Annotated in this window: 18 protein-coding genes; 12 read left to right on the top strand and 6 right to left on the bottom strand. The window is 34.0% G+C overall.

What is annotated here, in order from left to right; all coding sequences use genetic code 11:
* Nucleotides 1-80 precede the first annotated feature (80 nt).
* The 4 genes from HLK68_RS02490 to dhaS all read left to right on the top strand — a co-directional run bounded on the left by HLK68_RS02490 (nt 81) and on the right by dhaS (nt 1738).
* On the top strand, nt 81-341 hold the full coding sequence (locus tag HLK68_RS02490; RefSeq protein WP_039931100.1) for a hypothetical protein: 261 nt from the start codon (nt 81-83) through the stop codon (nt 339-341).
* Nucleotides 236-526 (top strand): aldo/keto reductase, encoded by a 291-nt coding sequence (locus HLK68_RS14655; protein ID WP_081448229.1) that lies wholly within the window; start codon nt 236-238, stop codon nt 524-526. Before HLK68_RS02490 ends, HLK68_RS14655 begins: the two co-directional genes overlap by 106 nt.
* The gene (locus tag HLK68_RS14550) at nt 472-900 is read left to right on the top strand and encodes an aldo/keto reductase (RefSeq protein ID WP_081448228.1); all 429 of its coding nucleotides are present in this window, start codon (nt 472-474) and stop codon (nt 898-900) included. Before HLK68_RS14655 ends, HLK68_RS14550 begins: the two co-directional genes overlap by 55 nt.
* A 268-nt stretch (nt 901-1168) precedes the next feature.
* A complete protein-coding gene (gene dhaS, locus HLK68_RS02475) occupies nt 1169-1738 on the top strand; it encodes a dihydroxyacetone kinase transcriptional activator DhaS (RefSeq protein ID WP_129821577.1) in 570 nt (189 codons plus the stop codon).
* A gap of 70 nt (nt 1739-1808) precedes the next feature.
* Here the strand turns inward: dhaS and HLK68_RS02470 are convergent, their stop codons facing one another.
* Nucleotides 1809-2063, bottom strand: coding sequence for a hypothetical protein (locus HLK68_RS02470; protein ID WP_132942562.1), 255 nt, complete (start codon nt 2061-2063; stop codon nt 1809-1811).
* A gap of 211 nt (nt 2064-2274) precedes the next feature.
* On the opposite strand from HLK68_RS02470, the gene HLK68_RS02465 reads away from it, so the two are divergent.
* Nucleotides 2275-3981 (top strand): oleate hydratase, encoded by a 1707-nt coding sequence (locus tag HLK68_RS02465; protein WP_006784259.1) that lies wholly within the window; start codon nt 2275-2277, stop codon nt 3979-3981.
* A gap of 790 nt (nt 3982-4771) precedes the next feature.
* Here the strand turns inward: HLK68_RS02465 and HLK68_RS02460 are convergent.
* Nucleotides 4772-6256, bottom strand: coding sequence for a Ppx/GppA family phosphatase (locus HLK68_RS02460; RefSeq protein WP_238843629.1), 1485 nt, complete (start codon nt 6254-6256; stop codon nt 4772-4774).
* A gap of 211 nt (nt 6257-6467) precedes the next feature.
* Between HLK68_RS02460 and HLK68_RS02455 the strand changes: the two genes are divergently transcribed.
* From HLK68_RS02455 to HLK68_RS02430, 6 genes are all read left to right on the top strand, one after another.
* Nucleotides 6468-8570, top strand: a complete 2103-nt coding sequence (locus HLK68_RS02455; RefSeq protein ID WP_132942560.1) for an RNA degradosome polyphosphate kinase — start codon at nt 6468-6470, stop codon at nt 8568-8570.
* A 294-nt stretch (nt 8571-8864) separates the two neighbouring features.
* A complete protein-coding gene (locus tag HLK68_RS02450; protein WP_006783297.1) occupies nt 8865-10190 on the top strand; it encodes a WD40/YVTN/BNR-like repeat-containing protein in 1326 nt (441 codons plus the stop codon).
* A 12-nt stretch (nt 10191-10202) separates the two neighbouring features.
* On the top strand, nt 10203-10652 hold the full coding sequence (locus tag HLK68_RS02445) for a GNAT family N-acetyltransferase (protein ID WP_006783296.1): 450 nt from the start codon (nt 10203-10205) through the stop codon (nt 10650-10652).
* Nucleotides 10653-10783: 131 nt separating this feature from the next.
* On the top strand, nt 10784-12118 hold the full coding sequence (locus HLK68_RS02440) for a hemolysin family protein (RefSeq protein ID WP_055163810.1): 1335 nt from the start codon (nt 10784-10786) through the stop codon (nt 12116-12118).
* A gap of 249 nt (nt 12119-12367) precedes the next feature.
* The gene (locus HLK68_RS02435; protein WP_055163807.1) at nt 12368-13096 is read left to right on the top strand and encodes an HAD family hydrolase; all 729 of its coding nucleotides are present in this window, start codon (nt 12368-12370) and stop codon (nt 13094-13096) included.
* A 22-nt stretch (nt 13097-13118) separates the two neighbouring features.
* The gene (locus tag HLK68_RS02430; RefSeq protein WP_055163969.1) at nt 13119-13751 is read left to right on the top strand and encodes an HAD-IA family hydrolase; all 633 of its coding nucleotides are present in this window, start codon (nt 13119-13121) and stop codon (nt 13749-13751) included.
* Nucleotides 13752-13797: 46 nt separating this feature from the next.
* Here HLK68_RS02430 and HLK68_RS02425 read toward each other — a convergent pair whose 3' ends face one another.
* A complete protein-coding gene (locus HLK68_RS02425; RefSeq protein ID WP_132942559.1) occupies nt 13798-15831 on the bottom strand; it encodes a beta-galactosidase in 2034 nt (677 codons plus the stop codon).
* Between the two features lie 203 nt (nt 15832-16034).
* Between HLK68_RS02425 and HLK68_RS02420 the strand changes: the two genes are divergently transcribed.
* A complete protein-coding gene (locus HLK68_RS02420; RefSeq protein ID WP_055164393.1) occupies nt 16035-16979 on the top strand; it encodes an IS30 family transposase in 945 nt (314 codons plus the stop codon).
* A gap of 137 nt (nt 16980-17116) precedes the next feature.
* On the opposite strand, the gene HLK68_RS02415 is transcribed toward HLK68_RS02420, so the two are convergent.
* The 3 genes from HLK68_RS02415 to HLK68_RS02405 all read right to left on the bottom strand — a co-directional run bounded on the left by HLK68_RS02415 (nt 17117) and on the right by HLK68_RS02405 (nt 20198).
* Nucleotides 17117-17923: a carbohydrate ABC transporter permease gene (locus HLK68_RS02415; protein ID WP_006783290.1), complete on the bottom strand. Its 807-nt coding sequence runs from the start codon at nt 17921-17923 to the stop codon at nt 17117-17119.
* Complete coding sequence (locus tag HLK68_RS02410; protein WP_006783289.1) at nt 17916-18800, bottom strand: carbohydrate ABC transporter permease; 885 nt, start codon at nt 18798-18800, stop codon at nt 17916-17918. Before HLK68_RS02410 ends, HLK68_RS02415 begins: the two co-directional genes overlap by 8 nt.
* A gap of 93 nt (nt 18801-18893) precedes the next feature.
* On the bottom strand, nt 18894-20198 hold the full coding sequence (locus HLK68_RS02405; protein WP_006783288.1) for an ABC transporter substrate-binding protein: 1305 nt from the start codon (nt 20196-20198) through the stop codon (nt 18894-18896).
* Nucleotides 20199-20290 lie beyond the last annotated feature (92 nt).

Below are 20290 nucleotides of genomic sequence, written 5' to 3'. Positions count from 1 at the left end.
AGGAGGATATTTATGGAATCATTAACTGATTGTTACACGTTATCTAATGGTGTTTTATACCCTAGTAGCGGAGGATTAGATTGCTTTTAGCAATCGCCAGGGGATTCATTCCGTGCATTGGTTTTGGAACATGGCAAGCTAAAAGTGGGAAAGAAGCAGCAGATGCTGTTACAACAGCCCTTCATTTAGGTTATCGGCAGCAGCTTATGGAAATGAACATAGTGTCGGAGCTGCTATTGCACGCAGTGGTATTAAACGAGAAGACTTATTTATTACGAGTAAACTTAATAATTTTGATCATGGGTACGAAGAAAATTTGGCAGCTTTTGATAAAACGATGAAAGAATTGGAGCTTGATTATTTAGATTTATATTTAATACACTGGCTAATCCCATTATACATCGTCATTATTGACAAGAAGCAAATGTTGGGACTTGGAAAGCATTTGAAGAGCTCTACCTTGTTGGGAAAATTCGTGCCATTGGTATTAGTAATTTTCTTCCTCACCCTATTGAGGAGTTATTAAAAACAGCAACGATTGTGCCGATGGTCAATCAGATTCGATTGTGTCCTGGGGATACTCAAGAGGAGGTTGTGAAGTATTGTCGTGAACTTGGAATATTACTTGAAGCTTATAGTCCGCTTGGGACTGGAAAAATTTTTGAAGTTCATGAGAGGCAACAGTTGGCAGCGAAGTATGGAAAAAGTGTCGCGCAAATTTGTATTCGCTGGAGTTTGCAAATGGGATTTTTACCATTACCTAAGTCGGTTCATTATGCTCGAATTGATGAGAATGCGCAAGTTTTTGATTTTAAATTCGATTCTTATGATATGGAACTGATTGCAAATTTAACAGGATGTGTCGGCTATTCACGCAATCTAGATACAACAGATTTTTAAAGCTCAGATGGTTTCTGAGCTTTTTTTATTTCTTTAAAAAAGAAGTCTATTGAACAAGTTTTACAAAGGTTAAAAAATGATGGGAGCGTGTTTCTTTTTATTGGGTCTGTAATTTAATAGAAAGAAATTGATGAATCATTTAAAAGCTGCAGTTAATCTCCTTGTTGCTGATACACAGACAAGGGATAATGAGGTATATTTAATATTTATCAAAATGTCAATTGATGTTATGATAAATAAAAAGAGTCTATGGTGGAGAGGTTTAAAGATGTCAGATGCATTAATTACAAAAAGAGCCATTGCGACGGGCCTTAAGGAACTGGTGGATGAGAAGCCTTTTAATAAGATTTCCATTCGAGATATTACGGAAAAATGTGGACTTAATCGTCAGACTTTTTATTATCATTTTCAAGATAAGTATGAGTTAGTGAATTGGATTTATTATCAGGAAGGATTTGCACCTTTAATGGAAGGGGTGACTTTTGAAAATTGGTATTTAAAAGTTGAGGATTTATTAGTGTTGATGAAGAAAGAGCAATCGTTTTACTATAGCACCATTAGTTGTGACGAGCGTGGTATGACAGAGTATCTATTTAATATTACGGCGACTTTATTTAAAGAAGCAATTGAAAAATTAGATGAGTCTCATACCGTACAGCCGGAAGATGAAACGTTTATTTCTCATTTTTTTGCCCACGGGGTATGTGGTACCATTATTTCTTGGGTTAAAAGTGGAATGAGAGAAGATCCTAAAATAGTAGCCATGAATTTGAAATATATTGCCATTAATTGTGAAAAGTTGGCTTATCATCGTTATATGAGTGCCGCATCTGACTAAAAAATAGTTCTTGAGATTTCAAGAACTATTTTTTAGTTAAAGAGAAAATCGATTTTAAAAAAGTAAATCATTAGGATTGATAGGCCTCTAATAAGTGAAGTAACCACGCTAGTGTAACATCAGGTGCTTCATGATGTTGAAGGCGAAGGCGTAATTCATGGTATATTAAATTTAAGTCAGGCTCTGTGATTTCTCTTCCACAGAGCAATTGTAAGGCTTCAAGAATATTGCGAGCTGTACGATCTGTTTTTTTTATTTGATGGCGATTCAAACGTTTGAAAGCTGTTTCGAATAAACGTTGTTTTATTTTTTGATCTAAGGACATGATATCGCCTACTTTAAATGAATTTTATAATTTATTTTATGAAAAATTAGAGATTACGAATATAGACAAAAGGGCCTATCTGTCTAGTATTTAGACAATGTTATATGGATGTCTAGTATTTGGACAAAACGGTTAATTTGTCTAATTTATTTTTAGAAATTTAGTGATACATTAACAGTGTGAACAAAACAAATACTGGGGGTTATAATCCATGAGTAAAAAATCTAATTTAGTCAAAGGGGCAGCATTTGCTGGTGCCGCTTCAGCTGCTATTTACGGTGCTAGAAAATATTATGAAATGAAACAAGAAGGTAATCGTTCAAATTTAGAACTTGATGTTAATCGTGACGTTTACTTTGTCGGTGGAGGACTCGCCTCTTTAGCAGGTGCTGCTTATTTAATTAGAGATTGCAAGTTACCAGGTAATCGCATTCATATTATTGAAGGAATGCATATTTTAGGCGGAAGTAATGATGGAGCCGGTGATGTTAGTAATGGATTTATTTGCCGTGGAGGGCGTATGTTAAATGAGGAAACGTATGAAAACTTCTGGGAGTTATTTTCAACAATTCCATCACTTGATATGCCTCATATGAGTGTGACAGAAGAAATCTTAAATTTTGATCATTTACATCCAACGCATGCTCAGGCCCGTTTAATTGATAAAGAAGGAACGATTTTAGATGTCACAAGTATGGGATTCAATACGGAAGACCGATTAGCGCTTGGTAAATTAATGGTAACACCAGAAGAAGCGTTAGATGATATGACAATTGAAGAATGGTTTGCTCATACACCACACTTCTTTACAACGAATTTCTGGTATATGTGGCAGACAACATTTGCATTCCAAAAATGGTCAAGCTTATTTGAATTCAAACGATATATGGAACGTATGATTTTTGAATTTTCACGTATTGAAACATTAGAAGGGGTAACACGTACGCCATATAATCAATATGAATCAGTTATTTTACCACTTAAAGTTTACTTAGAAGAACATGGCGTTGATTTCAGTATCAATGCTGTGGTAACCGATATTGATTTCGCTAAAGGAGAAGGTATTACTGCTACAGCAATTCATATTGAAACGGCAAATGGTGAAGAAGTGATTGAGTTAAAACCTGAGGATTTATGTATTATGACAAATGGTTGTATGACAGATTGCGCAACGCTTGGTGATTTAAATACTGCTCCAGAATATGCACCACAAAACCCAATTTCAGGTGAATTATGGTCTAAAATTGCAGATAAAAAACCGGGTCTTGGAAATCCAGAACCTTTCTTTGGAAATCCTGAAGAGACAAATTGGGAAAGCTTTACGGTTACATGTAAAGGGAATAAATTATTGAAAATGATTGAGAAATTCTCAGGAAATATTCCAGGTAGCGGAGCTTTAATGACATTTAAAGATTCAAACTGGCTAATGAGTATTGTAGTGGCTGCACAACCACACTTTAAAAATCAACCAATGGATACAACAATTTTCTGGGGATATGGATTATACACAGATAAAGTTGGAGATTATGTTCAAAAACCAATGCGCGAGTGTACAGGGGAAGAGATATTATATGAATTAATTCACCACTTACATTTTGAAGATGAAATGGATGAAATTATGGATTCAGTCGTGAATGTCATTCCATGTATGATGCCATATATCGTTTCACAATTCCAACCACGTAAAATGACTGATCGTCCTCAAGTTGTTCCAGTAGGCTCAACTAACTTTGCAATGATTAGTCAATATGTTGAAATTCCAGAAGATATGGTCTTTACAGAGGAATTCTCAGTTCGTGCTGCACGCATGGCCGTTTATACACTAATGAACTATCACGAAAAAGAAATCTGTCCAGTAACACCATTCAAAAAGAACCCAAAAGTACTAAAAAATGCACTAAAAACATCTTATAGATAACCCTGCATTAAATATTTCTAATCCTCGGTTGCTCGGATTGAAATATTAATAATGCAGGATAAGATGGTCTAAATTTCATATCATTCAATTAGACCATCTAAAAAGCTAAAAGACGCGGGGGGCCCCATCCTGCGAAGCAGGTTTCCACTATAGATGGGGAGATTTCTACGTACTAAGTTGGGGCGATATATGGAGGAGTTGCGTCTTGAAGCTAGATTGATAGATAACCTTGCATTAAATATTTCTAATCCTCGATTACTCGGATTGAAATATTAATAATGCAGGATAAGATGGGGGGCCCCGGCAGTAAGCGAAGCGAACACTCCTCAATTGCCGGGGATAAAGTCTAGGTACTTAGTAGAAGTTATCTTTAATAACTTCCTAGAGGAGTTGTGTTTTGAAGCTAGATTGATAGATAACCCTGCATTAAATATTTCTAATCCTCGATTACTCGGATTGAAATATTAATAACGCAGGATAAGATGGGGGGGCCAGCAGTGAGGGAAGCGAACACTCCTCAATTGCTGGGGGATAAAGTCTAGATACTTAGTAGAAATTATCTTTAATAACTTTCTAGAGGAGTTGCGTCTTGAAGCTATAAAGTGAAAAATAACCTCAATCTTTTTATTGAGATTTACTTTTATTAAATGTTCTAATCCAATCTTTCTTATTTCCAGTTATCTAATCTCTTAACTAAAGCCAAAAGGAGTTATCTTCTTAGAAGATAGCTCCTTTTGTTTCAATAAGACTAAAAAAAGAGAAGCACTCATCAGAGGCTTCTCTTTTAAGGTTAAATTATGATTAATTTTAATGGTCGATTAAATTGCTCAAGGTATAGTGTGGATAATTGATTTAATCGGATTAAGTATGGGCTTGGAATGGTTTTAGAAAATTTAATACTGATAGTCTCTTCTGATACATCGATTGAATTAAATTCTGATTTAAGTGCATTTAAGTAAGAACAGAGTTGAACGATCAAACTTAGTTTTTTACAGTGTTCAAATTCTTCAGTTGATAGTAACATTTGATGTTCAGGTTCTATTTTAAGATTATATTTTTCGCCTGCACGTATTGTGTAAGCTGTCATTAATTGTTCTTTGACATTGAGTCCATTGATGCTAATGTTCATCAAGAGATAAAAGGTATGTTTTGAATTGTTTTGGTATGAAATAATTTGCCCGATGTCAGACAATTTACTACTGGCTTTTAAAATGTTTGTGGATGATAAATCGTTTATCTGAAGTTGATTCGCTAAAGTGATGGATGACTGCTTTAATCGATCATTATGATGAATTGGCAATCGATAGTGATATAAAAGATTTGATAGTGAGTAATCAAGGACTGACTGTGGTGGAATGTTCAGTTGATTAAAGATAACACCTTGTCTAATACCGTAGCGATTAATAATTAATGATTTTGAATCAATGTAATTAAAAAGTGATCTTATTGTCATTAAACATCCTAATACGATATCAGCTCGATCTTTAGAAAGTCCTTTTAACTCTTGACGATCTTTTAAAGTTAATGGAGCTAATAACTGATACATTTCTTCAAGGTTAGTGTCAGATAGGTGATACTGATGTTGTAACTTTAAAGAATCTCCTATTCGATTTCGATAGAGTTTACTGATGGTACGAATGGTACCACCAATTCCGATGACTGGAAGATGGATGGCATCTTTTAACCAGCTAATTTCCTCAAAGGTTTGTTTCATATGAGCATTAAATAATTTCTCTTTATCTTTGGTGAGTGATGAATCTAATTCAAAATTTTTAGTGGTGATGATTGCTCCAAGCGGTAGGCTAATCGCATGGATGAGCTGTTTTTGTTTAACGAGAACAATTTCCATGCTTGAACCGCCAATATCGATTTGTAGATAGTCTGATAAATCAATGGTGTGGTGAGTCGCTAAATAGCCATAGTAGGCTTCAAGTTCACCAGGTATTAATTCAATCGTGATATGGAGCTGATGTTGAAGTTGATGAATGATGTTTTCTGAATTTTTTAATCGACGCATTGTCTCAGTAGCAATTGCTTTGATATCAGTTACTTCTTCTACTTCACAAATGTGTTTAAAGTAGCTTAGAATATCTCTTAATTTATAAAATCCCTCAGTTGTTAAATCTTTCTTGGAATCGATAAATTGACCCATTCGAAACTGAATTTTTTCTTCATAAGTAATATCAAAATAACGCTCAGAATAAAGATTGGCAATTAATAATTTGATAGAGTTTGATCCAATATCCATAATACCTAGTTTTTTCAAATGAATCACACCTTTTTTATTTGATTTTAATGAAGTTAATTGTCTGATGATTATATATTATAACAAATATTTGCGAAAGATTTCGTCAAAACTCATTAAGGTGAATGATTAATGAAAAATAGACAAAAATATAACAGATAATTAACATTTAATGTCATATTTAGTAGTAATGTCTGTCTAGGAATGAATAATAATCACGATATGATTGGGAGGTAGTGAGATGACACTGATGATGGATCAACCGAGTCATTTTTTAAATCGAGAGTTAAGTTTACTTGAATTTAATCAGCGAGTATTAGAAGAAGCGAAAAATATTCAAAATCCTTTATTAGAACGAATTAAATTTTTATCTATTGTCAGTTCTAATTTAGATGAATTTTTTATGGTTCGGATTGCCGGTTTGTATGATTTGTGTCAAGCCAGTGTTGTGAGTGAAGATATTTCAGGACGATTACCTTATAAGACATTGAGAGAGTCTTTAGAAAAGACTCGGCAATTAGTAAAAGAACAATATGAAACCTATGATTTGTTAATGGAAAGTTTAAAAGATAAAGGAATTTATCTAGTGACGTATGAACAGTTAGATGAAAAGACTAAAAAAGAGATGGATGACTATTATCGTCATGAAATTTATCCTGTTTTGACGCCGATGGTGATTGATCAAGCAAGACCATTTCCACTTATCTCAGATAAAACATTGAATATTGGATTGTTACTTAAAGAGAAACTAGATGGTGATTTAGTTTTTGCAACCATTCAGGTTCCATCTGTATTACCGCGACTTGTTAGGGTACCAAGTGAAGAGGGCATTTATCATTTATTATTAGAAGATTTGATTAAGGCAAAACTGTCTGAATTATTTAGTAGTCATTATGTCTTACATTCATCATGTTACCGAATTACTAAAAATGCAGCGATGCATTTAGATGAAGAGGATGCTGAAGATTTATTAGAGACCATTGAACAATCTTTAAAGCAACGTAAGTGGGGTGAGATTATTCGAATCGAAATAGAGGATGCTCCTCCGAGAGAAATGATTGAGATTTTAGAAAGTGAGTTAGAGATTGAAGAGGATTATGTGTTTCGTGTTGATGGGCCAATTGATTTAACCTTCTTATCTAAATTGTCTGGAATTAAAGGTTATGAAGAGTTAAAATTTGAAAAATTAAAACCTCTTTATATTCCTGAATTAAAGGAACGGAATATATTTCAAGTGCTGAAGGAACGAGATGTTTTGTTACATCATCCCTTTCAATCATTTGATCCTATTGTTAAGATGATTCAAAAGGCAGCAGATGATCCGAAAGTTTTAGCCATTAAACAAACGCTATATCGCGTCAGTGGAAACTCACCGATTGTTGAAGCATTAGCACGAGCTGCTGAGAATGGGAAACAAGTGACTGTTTTAGTAGAGTTAAAAGCGCGTTTTGATGAAGAAAATAATATCCATTGGGCAAAGAAACTTGAAAAATCAGGATGTCATGTCATTTATGGAATGATTGGATTAAAGACACATTGTAAGATTTTATTAATCGTTCGTAAAGAGAAAACAGGATTGATGCGCTATGTTCATTTTGGAACAGGAAATTATAATGATGTAACGGCTAATTTCTATACGGATATTGGGATTATGACATCTGATATGCAGTTTGGGGAAGATGCGTCTATTTTATTTAATATGTTATCAGGTTATGCATCTGCACATGAGATGAAAAAAATTACGATTGCCCCTCATAAGCTTCGTCTTAAGTTTGAGCAGTTAATTAATCGTGAGATTGAACATGCGAAAAAGGGGAGAGAGGCTAATATTATTGCGAAGATGAATGGGCTATATGATAAGCAAACGATTTTAAAGCTATATGAGGCTTCACAGGCAGGTGTGAAAATTGAGTTGATTGTGCGTGGTGTTTGTTCACTTCGTCCACAAGTTCCAGGGTTAAGTGAAAATATTACGGTACGAAGTATCGTGGGTCGATATTTAGAGCATAGTCGTATTTATTATTTTTATAATGATGGAAATGAAGAAGTTTATATTTCGAGTGCAGATTGGATGTATCGCAATTTAAGTAAACGGGTTGAGACAATGGGGATTGTTGAAGATAAAGAAATTTTGGAACAAATGAAGAAGATTTTAGAGTTATATCTTCAAGATAATACGAAGGCTTATGAACTCCAAGCAGATGGAAGTTATGTGAGAGTTCAGGATGAATTACATCAAGTACACGCTCAGTCTGAGATGGTGAAGTTGATGAAAGGCTCAAAGTCAAACCCCAAACGTTATGAAAGACTGATTCCAGTCGAACCACTAGGTAGAACGAAATAAATCAATTTGAGCATCTTTTTCATTAAATGGAGAATAAGAAAAAGGAGATATCGAGTGGAATATCTCCTTTTTTCTTTGAGTCATTTTTAACGTTTATTATATATATAAATGGCATTAAATTTTTGGTGGCTAAACGTTTCACGCTAATATAGAAATTTGGGTGAGGAACGGATTTTGCTTAATAGTCTCATACTCAAAATATCAATAATCTTTTTCCTGTTAGAGAGGAATAAAAAGTAATGATTGAATCAGGTTAAGTTTAGCGATATGATTACTTTGTAAAGGGGTGGAAAGATGTTTAAAAATTTATGGCACAAAGATAAAGGCCTTGTGGTTGCGCTCGGGTTAGTTGGATGTTTAATATTAAGTGCTATTGGGTTTTATTTTTGGGGAACTGTGCCGATGATAGAACCTGTAGGCACTGAGATTGTCGTTCATCGAGGGGATAATCTAGAATCGATGATTCAAGTCTGGTTTAAATCATATATGGAAGGGTATGAATCTTTTTTAATTCCTGTTAAACAACAGATTAAGGGATATGAAGTTAAGTCGTATACGACATTAGAGACTGGAGATAACCCGGTCGTGCAAATTGATTTCACTATTTCTCCAAGAGTAAAGAATCAGGATTTAACATTAGCCTTTGAAGGATTTGAAGAAAAGGGTGAGATTCATTGTCAGTGGGTTTTATGGTTGAAGGAAAGTGTAGCACAAGAGGAGACATATATCATCACTCGAGTTGGACGTCGGGCACCATATGATGCCGAGATTTACTATGAAAGTGGAGAACAGGAAAAAGATGAGTATGAGCAAGAATTTATTGAGGAGATTCCATATACACAAACCATGTATACGTACAAAATTGATAATGAAAAATGTTATGTGAGTTATGATGGAGGGCAGATGTGGGTAGAGGTACCGATAGATTTAGAAACTTTAGTTAAGGTTTCGGATGGACATTCATCTTATAATAAGCTCCAAGAGGGGAGTTATTTGATTTCTCCAAATAAAACAGCTTTTGTTTTTGGAGGAGCTTATAACGCAGAGGAAAAAGGATTTTCTCCATTAAAATTAATTTATTCGAATGATCAAGGACAGTCTTGGCAGACGAGTGTCATAAGTTCTGAGGTTTCAGGTGTTCGTGTGAAATTTATAAGTTTTCCGACTTCATCTGTTGGATATGTTGTGGCGGCTTTTGGAAGAACAATGTCTCAGGAGGCACAAGCTATTTTTAAAACAGTAGATGGTGGTATAACGTGGGAATATTTTGGTTCTACTCCGCGCACGAGTTTATTACAAGCAGCGGGATTTATTACCGAAACGATTGGATTTTTTACATATCCTGTTGTAGAGGGAGCTGATACAAACTTTTATCGCACGGATAATGGTTATATATACAGTGAAATTAATCTACCTGTCATTGAAGTTGATGGACTTACACCATTTGTTCAACCTGAAATTCCATACTTTGAAAATGATGAATTATATTTAATGGTTGGACAAGGACCAGATAGTGATTATAAAGGCGGACGATTAATGGCTAAATTTAAATCAAATGATTTAGGAATGACTTGGGAGTTTGTTGAATATGTTGAGCCACCAGTAACAGAAATTGGATAGGGGGAGATTAAAATGAAGTTAATTTATCAGGCAGCGCAAGAGGAAGATATTCCCTCCATTTTTGAGTTAAATAAACAATTAATCGATCAATATGAGGATATTAAAATCATTGATTATGAGCAGGTTTTAAAGTGGGTATATCAAAAGATTGAAACCCATATTCAAGATTACCAAGTTATTTTTTTAGGAACGAATAAAGTGGGGTATTTTTATTTGCATGATAAAGATGGCAAAATGGAGCTAGATGATTTATATATTTTAGAAACTTATCGTGGACAGGGAATTGGAAGTCAAGTTTTAAGAGATTGTTTGACACAATCAAAACAGAGAAAACGAAATCTTTTTTTATATGTGTTTTCTCAAAATAGGAGAGCCATTTCTTTATATCAATCATTTGGTTTTGAAGTGATAAAAGCGATAGGAAAAACTCGTTACATTATGGAAGTTGAGCTCATAAAATAAAATAGAATTGATGCGAAATTAAGATAGTCTTTTTGTAATTTTTGTGGAATTTAATGGGTTATATCTTAATTTTTAGATTCAAACATGCTAGAATATCTATAAATTTTAAATCTAAAGGAGAGAGTATAGAGATGGACCCGGAACCGAGTCATTTAATTTCACAGTTTATTTTGATTGGAGTGTTAACTGCTTTAAATGCTTTTTTTGCTTCAGCTGAGATGGCGATTGTTTCTTTAAATCGTAATCGGATTAAAATGCTCGCAGATGAAGGAAATAAAAAAGCAGAATTATTACTAGGGTTGTTAGATGAACCAAATAAGTTTTTATCCACGATTCAAGTTGGAATTACGTTAGCTGGATTCTTTTCTAGTGCTTCAGCTGCAACTGGAATTTCAGATATAATGGGAAAACAGCTGATGCAGATAGGAATTCCTTATGCAGGGGAAATTTCTTTGGTTGTGGTGACGCTTATTTTATCTTATTTTACGCTAGTATTTGGAGAGTTATATCCAAAGCGGGTGGCACTAAAAAAATCAGAAGCGATTGCTATGTTCGCTGTTAAACCGATTGTTATGATTTCTAAGCTAACGAGACCGTTTGTTAAGCTATTATCGTTATCCACTAATTGTTTAATTCGAATTAGCGGAATGAATAGTGATGACCTTGAGGAAAATGTCTCTCGTGAAGAAATTAAGTCATTAATTGAAGCGGGACAGGAGCATGGGGTCATAAATGAAATTGAAAAAGAAATGATTAATAGTATTTTTGAGTTTGATGATAAATTAGCTGAAGAAGTCATGACTCCTCGAACCAAAGTCTATTTAATTAATATCGACCAACCTCTCGAAACTTATATTGATGAATTATTAGAAGAAAAGTATTCTCGTATTCCGATTTATGAAGGAGATATCGATAATATTATTGGTGTCTTGTACATGAAAGACTTTTTTATGGAAGCTTACAAAGTAGGGTTTGAAAATGTGGATATTAGACAGATTATGCACAAACCTTATCTGATTCCAGAACGAAAAAATATTGATCAGCTATTCAAAGAACTTCAAAAATCTAAACATCATTTAGCTGTCTTAATTGATGAATATGGTGGTTTCTCAGGAATTGTTACGATAGAGGATTTAATTGAGGAAATTATGGGGGATATAAACGATGAATACGATGAAGATGAACCTGACATCAAAAAAATTGATAATGAAACGTATTTAGTCGATGGATTGATTAGTATTAGGGATTTAAATGAAAGATTACATTTACAATTAGACGAAGAGTGTGAAGATTATGATACGTTAGGTGGATTATTGATTAATTTAATCGGTTATATCCCAACGGAAGAAGATCACCAAGTGATCGAATATCAAAATATTGTCTTTAAAATTGATCAGATTCAAGAAATGCGTATCCAGAAAGTAAAGGTATTACTTCCTGAATCGGTAGAAAAAATTAGTGCATAATAAAAAAATCTCCTATAGCTTTCAAAATAAAGTGTTAGGAGATTTTTTTTATTTTCTTCATCTATAAAATATGATACACTTTATGTAAGCGTTTTAAAGTTAAAGGTGAAATTTTTAAAAATTTTTGGGAGATAAACGTATCATGAAATAAAGGTTTCATTATTGATTCATTTTTGTTATAATAGTCGAAATACCTTGGGAAGACTAGTACTAAAATGAAATATAATTAAAAAGATAGGAGGTCATTTTATGACTAAAATTGCAGCATTTTTTGATATAGATGGAACGATTTATCGAGAAGGTTTAATTACGGAGGTTTTTAAAAAAATTATTAAATATGAATTAATTGAAGAAGATGTTTGGCATAACGAAATCAAGCCCGTCTATTTAAAATGGGACCGACGTGAAGGAGACTATGATGAGTACTTATTGAAGATGGTCGATGCTTATAAACAAGCTATTTTAGGAGTTAGTAAAGAACATATCGATCACGTTGCACAAAAAGTCATTAACCAAAAAGGTGATCGTATTTATACATTTTCTCGTGAGCGTATGAAATGGCACAAGGAGCAAGGTCATATTGTGATTGCTATTTCAGGTTCGCCAATTGAATTAGTTAGTAAAATGGCGGCTAAATATAAAATGGATGATTTCAGAGGAACGATTTATGAAACGGATGAAGCAGGAAGATATAATGGTGAAGTGATTCCAATGTGGGATGCGGTTAGTAAGCAAAAAGCACTTCGTGAGTTAGTTGAAAAGTATGATATTGATTTAAGCCAAAGCTACGCCTATGGAGATACGACAGGGGATTTAACAATGTTCCATCATGTTGGAACACCATATGCGATTAATCCAACAAAAGAATTAATGATGAAGCTAATGGAAGATCCTGAATTAAAAGAAAAAATTAATGTGATTGTGGAGCGTAAGGATGTTAAATATAAATTAGATTTAAATCATATTGAATTAATTTAAGGATAAATGAGTAGGGACCATGATGATGATTAAACATATTATTTGGGATTTTGACGGCACACTATTTGATTCCTATCCGGGAATGGTCAATGCCTTTTTAAGAGCATTAAAAAAGTATGAAATTGAAGCTGAGTATGATGAGGTTTTAAAGCTATTTTTGAATTCTGAAAAAACAGCCGTTCAATATTATCAAAATCAGTTTTTATTAGGTGAAGAATTAACTGAGGTATATCAAGATGAAAAAAGTCACATTGATTTATCAAACATGTTACCATTTCCATATGCTAAAGAGGTTTGTCAAAGAATTAAAGAGGCGGGAAGATATAATTACATTTTGACGCATCGAGGGAGTACTACTTACGACATTTTAAGAAAGAATGGAATGGTCGAATTATTCACAGAGATCGTGACAAAAGATAATCAATTTGCGCGAAAACCAGATCCTGAGGCAATATATTACTTACTAGACAAGTATCAGATTCATCCAAAGGAAGCGATGATTGTTGGAGATAGAGAAATTGAAACTCTTCTAGGACAAAAGGCCAAGGTTAAAACTTGTTTTTATGAAAGTGGAAATAGAGAACCTGAATTGCAAGCAGATTATCGTGTGAAATCTCTTGAAGAGGTATTAACTATTTTAAATATTGAAAGTTAATCAAAAGGCTAGTTACCACAGGGATAGGTAACTAGCCTTTTGATATTTAGCCTTTTACAATTAAAACTTCAAATGGTTTTAAAATAAAGTTTTGGTGGATATCTTTATCAGTATCTACGACAGTGTAATGAGTTGGTAAAGCCTCCGCTTCTACTTCATGATTGTTAAAGTTTTGGATGAATCGATAGTTATCACGCGTTGAAACGATAACTCCTTTAGGAACATTGAAATCAGGGATCGTTGATAATTCAAGTTCCTGTACTAATTGAGAGTAGAAGTCATGGTAGAATGATTCTTCAAAACGAGTTGCGATATAGAACGCTTGTCCTTTACCGAAATGATTTAAGGTTAGGGCAGGCATTCCTTTGTAGAAGTCTTCATTGTATTTCATTAACGTTTGTGCGGTACTTGGGATGACTAAGTCACAAAGTTCTGATGAGGTGTAGCAGTCTTTTTCTGTTAACCAATGAGATGAGATAGAAGAAGCACTGTTGGTTTCTCCATCAAATAATCCATCAATTTCTTCACTGCGAAGACCCACAACCTCCATTAAACCGTGAGGGGTTCCTTCAAGGAAGCAAAGATCAGTTTCATTCACGATGCCACTCCAGTAAGTAGTCACGAGTGTTCCACCATTTGCAACGAATTCTTTAATTTTATTTTCAAATCCATATTTAAGCATGTACATCATCGGAGCGACAAATACTTTATATTTTGAGATATCACAGCTCATATCCACGAAATCAACTGGAATTCCCATTTCATAGAATGCCTTATAGTGTTCTTGAACCGTTTCTTTATAGTGCATTCCGATATTACGAGGTCCTTGCATATCATCGATTGCCCAGCGATTATCCCAATCGAATAAAATGGCAACCTCAGGATGAGTATTGGTTTTTAAAATATCTGATAATCCTTTTAGACGGGCCCCTAGCTCTTTGACGTCATTGAATACTCGTGTATCACTTTTTCCATAATGGTCGACTACCGCACCATGGAATTTTTCCGATGATCCACGGCTCTTACGCCACTGGAAGTATTGAACAGAGTTTGAACCGTGAGCAACAGCTTGCATAGAAGAAAGCATATGCATACCAGGTTTTTTTAGTTTCGCGACATTTTGCCAGTTTGTCATACTTGGCGTGCTTTCCATTAATAAGAAAGGTTCATTTTTAATTGAGCGCATAATATCATGCATCATGGCTGTATCGCAACTGATATTTAAATCACTTGATGTTGCTTTATGCCAAACCGGGTAGCTATCCCAAGAAACGATATCAATTTCATCTTTTAAATCGAAGTAATTAATTCCAAAGAAATAATACATCATGTTGATGGTTGTTGGTAATTTTGGATTAAATGGTTTAACACTATCACGCTCGTGACGAATAAAATCGATTGTTTGATCGCTAACGAAACGATTCCAATCTAAGTTTAAACCATGAACCATCATTTCACCATGTGGTGCGGGACTTTCGATTTGATCCCAAGATGTATAACGATGACTCCAGAATGTTGTCCACCAGGCATCATTAATAGCATCTAATGTTTTATATTTTTCTTTTAACCAATTTCTGAATGCTTCCTGGCAAAGTGGACAATGACATTCACCACCGTATTCATTTGATAAGTGCCATAAAATAACACCCGGATGATTGGCAAAACGTTTTGCTAACTCTCCATTAATTTGTGCCACTTTATCACGGTAAATAGGTGAAGTGTAACAGTGATTATGACGAAGTCCAAATAAGTTACGGACACGATTTTTTTCAACACGTAAAACTTCTGGATATTTTTGTGCTAACCAGTTAGGTCGTGCTCCACTTGGTGTAGATAAAATTGTATAAATTCCATTTTCATATAAACGATCAATGACATTAGCCATCCAATCGAAGTTATAAACACCTTCAACTGGCTCTAGCATTGCCCAAGAGAACATCCCGATACTAACGACATTACAGTTCGCTTCTTTCATTAATTCAATATCTTTAGCTAAGATATCAGGACGATCTAACCATTGTTCTGGATTATAATCTGCTCCGTGTAAGAAGCTAGCAACATTCATTTTATTTGATTCCATTTTTAAGTCCCCCCTTAAATGTTAACCTAACATCCTCATATTATCAGATGAAAGCGATTAAATAAAGTAAAATTGAGTAAAAAAATATTTTTTTTAGTAGGATAGATTGTAATATTAAGTGCGACACAAAAAAAAACTCATAAATAGGATCTTTGTTATAGAATGAAGTTACCACACAAAATTCTTAACAAGGAGATCTATTTATGAGTTATAAACATCTTAACACATTTGAGCGCACACGTATAGAAGTTCTTTCAAAAATGGGCTATTCAACGAGACAAATCGCTCAACAACTAAATCGCCATCATTCAACGATTGCTCGTGAACTGAAACGAAATACTCAAAAGACGTATCAGGCTGAGTTAGCAGAAGAATTAGCTGGACAACGTCGATTAAGTTGTCGTTGTCCAGAGAAGAAATCTGAACAAGTCATTCAGACCATCCAACATTATTTAAAGTTAACCTGGTCGCCTGAACAAATTTCTAATACCGTTTTAAAGGGTGTTCTTTCATTTAAAACCATTTATCGTTGGATTTATGATGAAACCATTTTGTTAGGAGATTTAAGTTGTTTAAGACAAAAAGGAAAGCGACGAAAACCACGAGAAACACGCGGACGATTTAACATTGGAACGTCGATTCATCAACGTCCCAAAGAAGTAAAAAGACGTGAAACGTTTGGGCACTGGGAATTAGATACGGTTGTTTCAAGTCGTGGAAAGAGTAAAGGTTGCTTGGCGACCTTTGTTGAACGTCAAACACGTTTTTATGTGGCCATTAAAATAGAAAATCGCTCAGCAACAGAAATGTACCGAGCGATTAGTGAGTTATATAAACTCTTTCCTAAAGACACCTTTAAAACTTATACGGTTGATCGAGGAAAAGAGTTTGCTTGTTATTCCAAAGTAGAAGCTGATTTAAAGGTTCCTGTTTACTTCGCAGATGCCTATTCGTCTTGGCAAAGAGGAAGTAATGAAAATGCCAATGGTCTTCTTCGAGAGTTTTTCCCGAAGAAGACAGATTTAGCACGAGTCAGTGACGAAGAGATTAATGAGGCACTCTGCCTCATTAATCATCGACCACGAAAATGTTTAGGGTGGAAAACTTCATTCGAGCTATTTCATGAGAAACTGTCGCATTTGTATTGACAATTCGTCGTAGATAAAAAAATAACGCTTGAAGATTTATTGACTACAGAAAATTGAATAATAAAAGATTAAAAATAATAAATATGAGATGAAAAAATTGCATGAAAGTAAGATGGAATTTTAACTTAAAGTGAATTTTACTTAACTGCTCCAACCATTCCTTCAACGAAATGTTTTTGCATTAAGAAGAAGATAAGTAGCGTTGGAATTGTTGTTATAACGATAGCGACCATAATCATTCCATAATCAGGACTGTAGGCAGATGCAAGAGAAGAGATAATTAGGGGCATTGTTTTATTGTCTTGAGTTTGTAATACAATTAAAGGCCATAAGTAACTATTCCAATAACTCATAAAGGTAATAATAGCTGCGGCTGCATAAGTTGATTTCATCGTTGGCATAAAGATGTAAAAGAATGCTTGAAACTCATTTAGGCCATCAACGCGTGCAGATTGTAATAGGTCAGTTGGAAATGATTTCGTGTTTTGTAAGAAGAAGAAAATCATAAAGACTGTTGCGACAGATGGTAAAACAACTGCAATTGCTGTATTCATTAAGTTTAGTCCGCTAAACATTTTAAAGAGTGGAACCATTAATGCTGCGAAAGGCATCATCATTGAAAGCATTAATAAAGCCATTAATCGAGATTTAAATTTTGACTTATAGATTTCAAATGCATATCCCGCCATTGAACAAAGTAAGAGTGTTGAAAATGTCCCACAAACGGAAATTTTAATAGAGGTCCATAAGACACTACCTAGATTTACTGAAGATAAAAAATTTGAAATATTAGTGATAAGTTCACTTCCGAATGTTAATTTACCTTTAACTATATCGGTTGAAGAGTTCGTCATTCCGACAATCATCCAAAAGAATGGGAAGATTGAAATAAAAGAAGCAATTGAAAGAAATACATGTGTGCAAACTGTTCTGATTTTATTCATTTTTACCACCCGCCAATTTAAATTGAATAATAGCTAATATCGCCACCATAAATACAATGGCGTAAGAGACTGTTGCAGCATAACCAAAGTTTGGTGTATAGACAAAGGATAAGTTATAAATATATTGAGAAATTGTCATGGTTGAATTACCTGGTCCACCATTGGTAATATTCATGGCTTCATCAAATAATTGAAGGGTCCCATTTGTCGACATAATCGTTGTTAGTAAAATAATTGGTTTCAATAAAGGAATTGTAATTTTGGTGAATTGTTGAAACTTTGATGCACCATCAATTTCAGCAGCTTCATAAACACTTGAATCAATATTTTGCATAGAAGCTAAATAAAAAATCATATTATACCCTGTCCATCGCCATGTGATGGCAATGATAATAACAACTTTTGCCCAAATAGGATCTAGAAGCCAAGCAATGGGTTCATCGATGACATGAATAAATAGTAAGAAGTTATTAATCACGCCATCTAATGCAAAGATACTTTTAAATAGGATAGAGTAGGCAACGAGTGATGTCACACATGGTAAGAAAATAGCTGTACGGTAAAAGCTACGACATTTTAATTTAGGAGAGTTTAACAGATTTGCAATCACTAATCCAAGAATTAGCATGATTGGAACTTGAATAATTAAGTATAGGAATGTATTTGATACGGCTTGTAAAAACATTGGATCTGAGAACAATCGAATGTAGTTATTAATTCCAACAAAACTTGTTACTAATCCCTTTCCCGAATAAAAAGATAAAATAAATGATTGAATCATTGGATAAAACGAAAAAATGAAAATCAATAGTGTTGGAATGATGATAAATAGCCATCCCGTTAAATTATTACTAAATTTAGAATTCTTTAATTTCATCATAATCACCTTAAGCTTTCTATTTAACTTAAAGAAAAACTGCTTTAAGCTGTCTTTGCGACTCACTCAAAGCAGTCTTTCTACAATGTAAAACTATTGAACTTGCTGTGTGAATAATTTTTGAGTATTTTCTAGAGAATCACTAATTGATGAACCATTAATAATGCTAGGTAATTCATTTTTTAGTGCATCTTTAGCTTCTTGTGTGTAAGTTCCAAAAGAAATACTAGGTACTTCAGTTAACCAATTAGAGAATAAGCTATAGATTTGTTGTCCACCAAAGAATTCTACTTGTTGAGCAAAAACATCGCTTTCAAATGCTGGCAAGTATGATGCCACACCACCACATTCTGTTAAAAATTGTTCGTAAAGTTCAGTATTGTTTCCAAAAGTTGAAGATAAGAAATCAATGGCAATTTCTTTATTTGCAGCATTATCTAAAACAAACCAACTTGATCCACCTTCATTTGAAGCATTTGTTGCCCCAGCGACATCGAGGCTTGGAATCGGTGCAACTCCCCATTTACCACTTTGATCTGTACCATCCATAATTGTTGCAATTTGCCATACTCCAGAAATAACCGTTGCTACATCTCCATTGTTGAAGCTATTTACAAATTCACTCCAACCTGTAACAGGTTTTACAATACCGGATGAAGCTAACTCATAATAAACTTGTAATGATTCATCCATAACAGGGTTGTCTGTGAAGTTTCCTTTATTTTCACCGGTAATAAACCAAGAACCTGCTGACTGAAGCATAATTGAAATTAATGTTTCATCATTAGGATTAATTGTACATAAGTATTTTCCTGTTTTTTCATAGACTACTTTTCCAATTTCAATAAAGCGATCCCATGTGATGTTTTGTAAGTCTTCAGCACTAAATCCTGCTTCTTCTAAATAATCTGTACGATAGAATAATCCAGCAACCCCAACATCAAATGGAACTCCGTATACTTTGTCTTCAACTGTTACACTTGCTACTTTATATGGAACGAAGTTAGAATAGTCAACAGCGTTTGTTAAGTCAGCAAATGTATTTGGATATGATTCAACATATTTTTGAGCATTTGTATCGTTAACAAGAATGATATCTGGTAATGAATTCGTTATACCTGAAGCTAGGTTAGTTGTTAATTTTTGTTCTAAGTCAGTTTTTGAAAGATCGATGATTTCTAATTCAAAATCTGGATGATCTTTTTGATAAATCTCCTCGGCAAATGATAAAGCTTTTCCGTTAAAAGATTGATCCCAACACCAAACCGTTACTTTATTTGAATTCAATGAGGTGGTTGTATCAGATGTATTATTTGAAGAACTACAACCCGCAGTGGTTGATAATAACACGACTGAAAATAAAGTAGTTAATGAAGTAAATAATTTCTTTCTATTCATTGATAAGTCCCCCTATATGATAATTAACTTATACTTGTATACTATCAGAATGAAGAAAGCGTTTATAGTAAAAAATTTACCAATAATAGGAT

Origin of the sequence: Turicibacter sanguinis, from assembly GCF_013046825.1 — a bacterium.
GTDB lineage: Bacteria > Bacillota_I > Bacilli_A > MOL361 > Turicibacteraceae > Turicibacter > Turicibacter sanguinis.
This window is presented reverse-complemented; position numbering and strand designations above follow the sequence as displayed.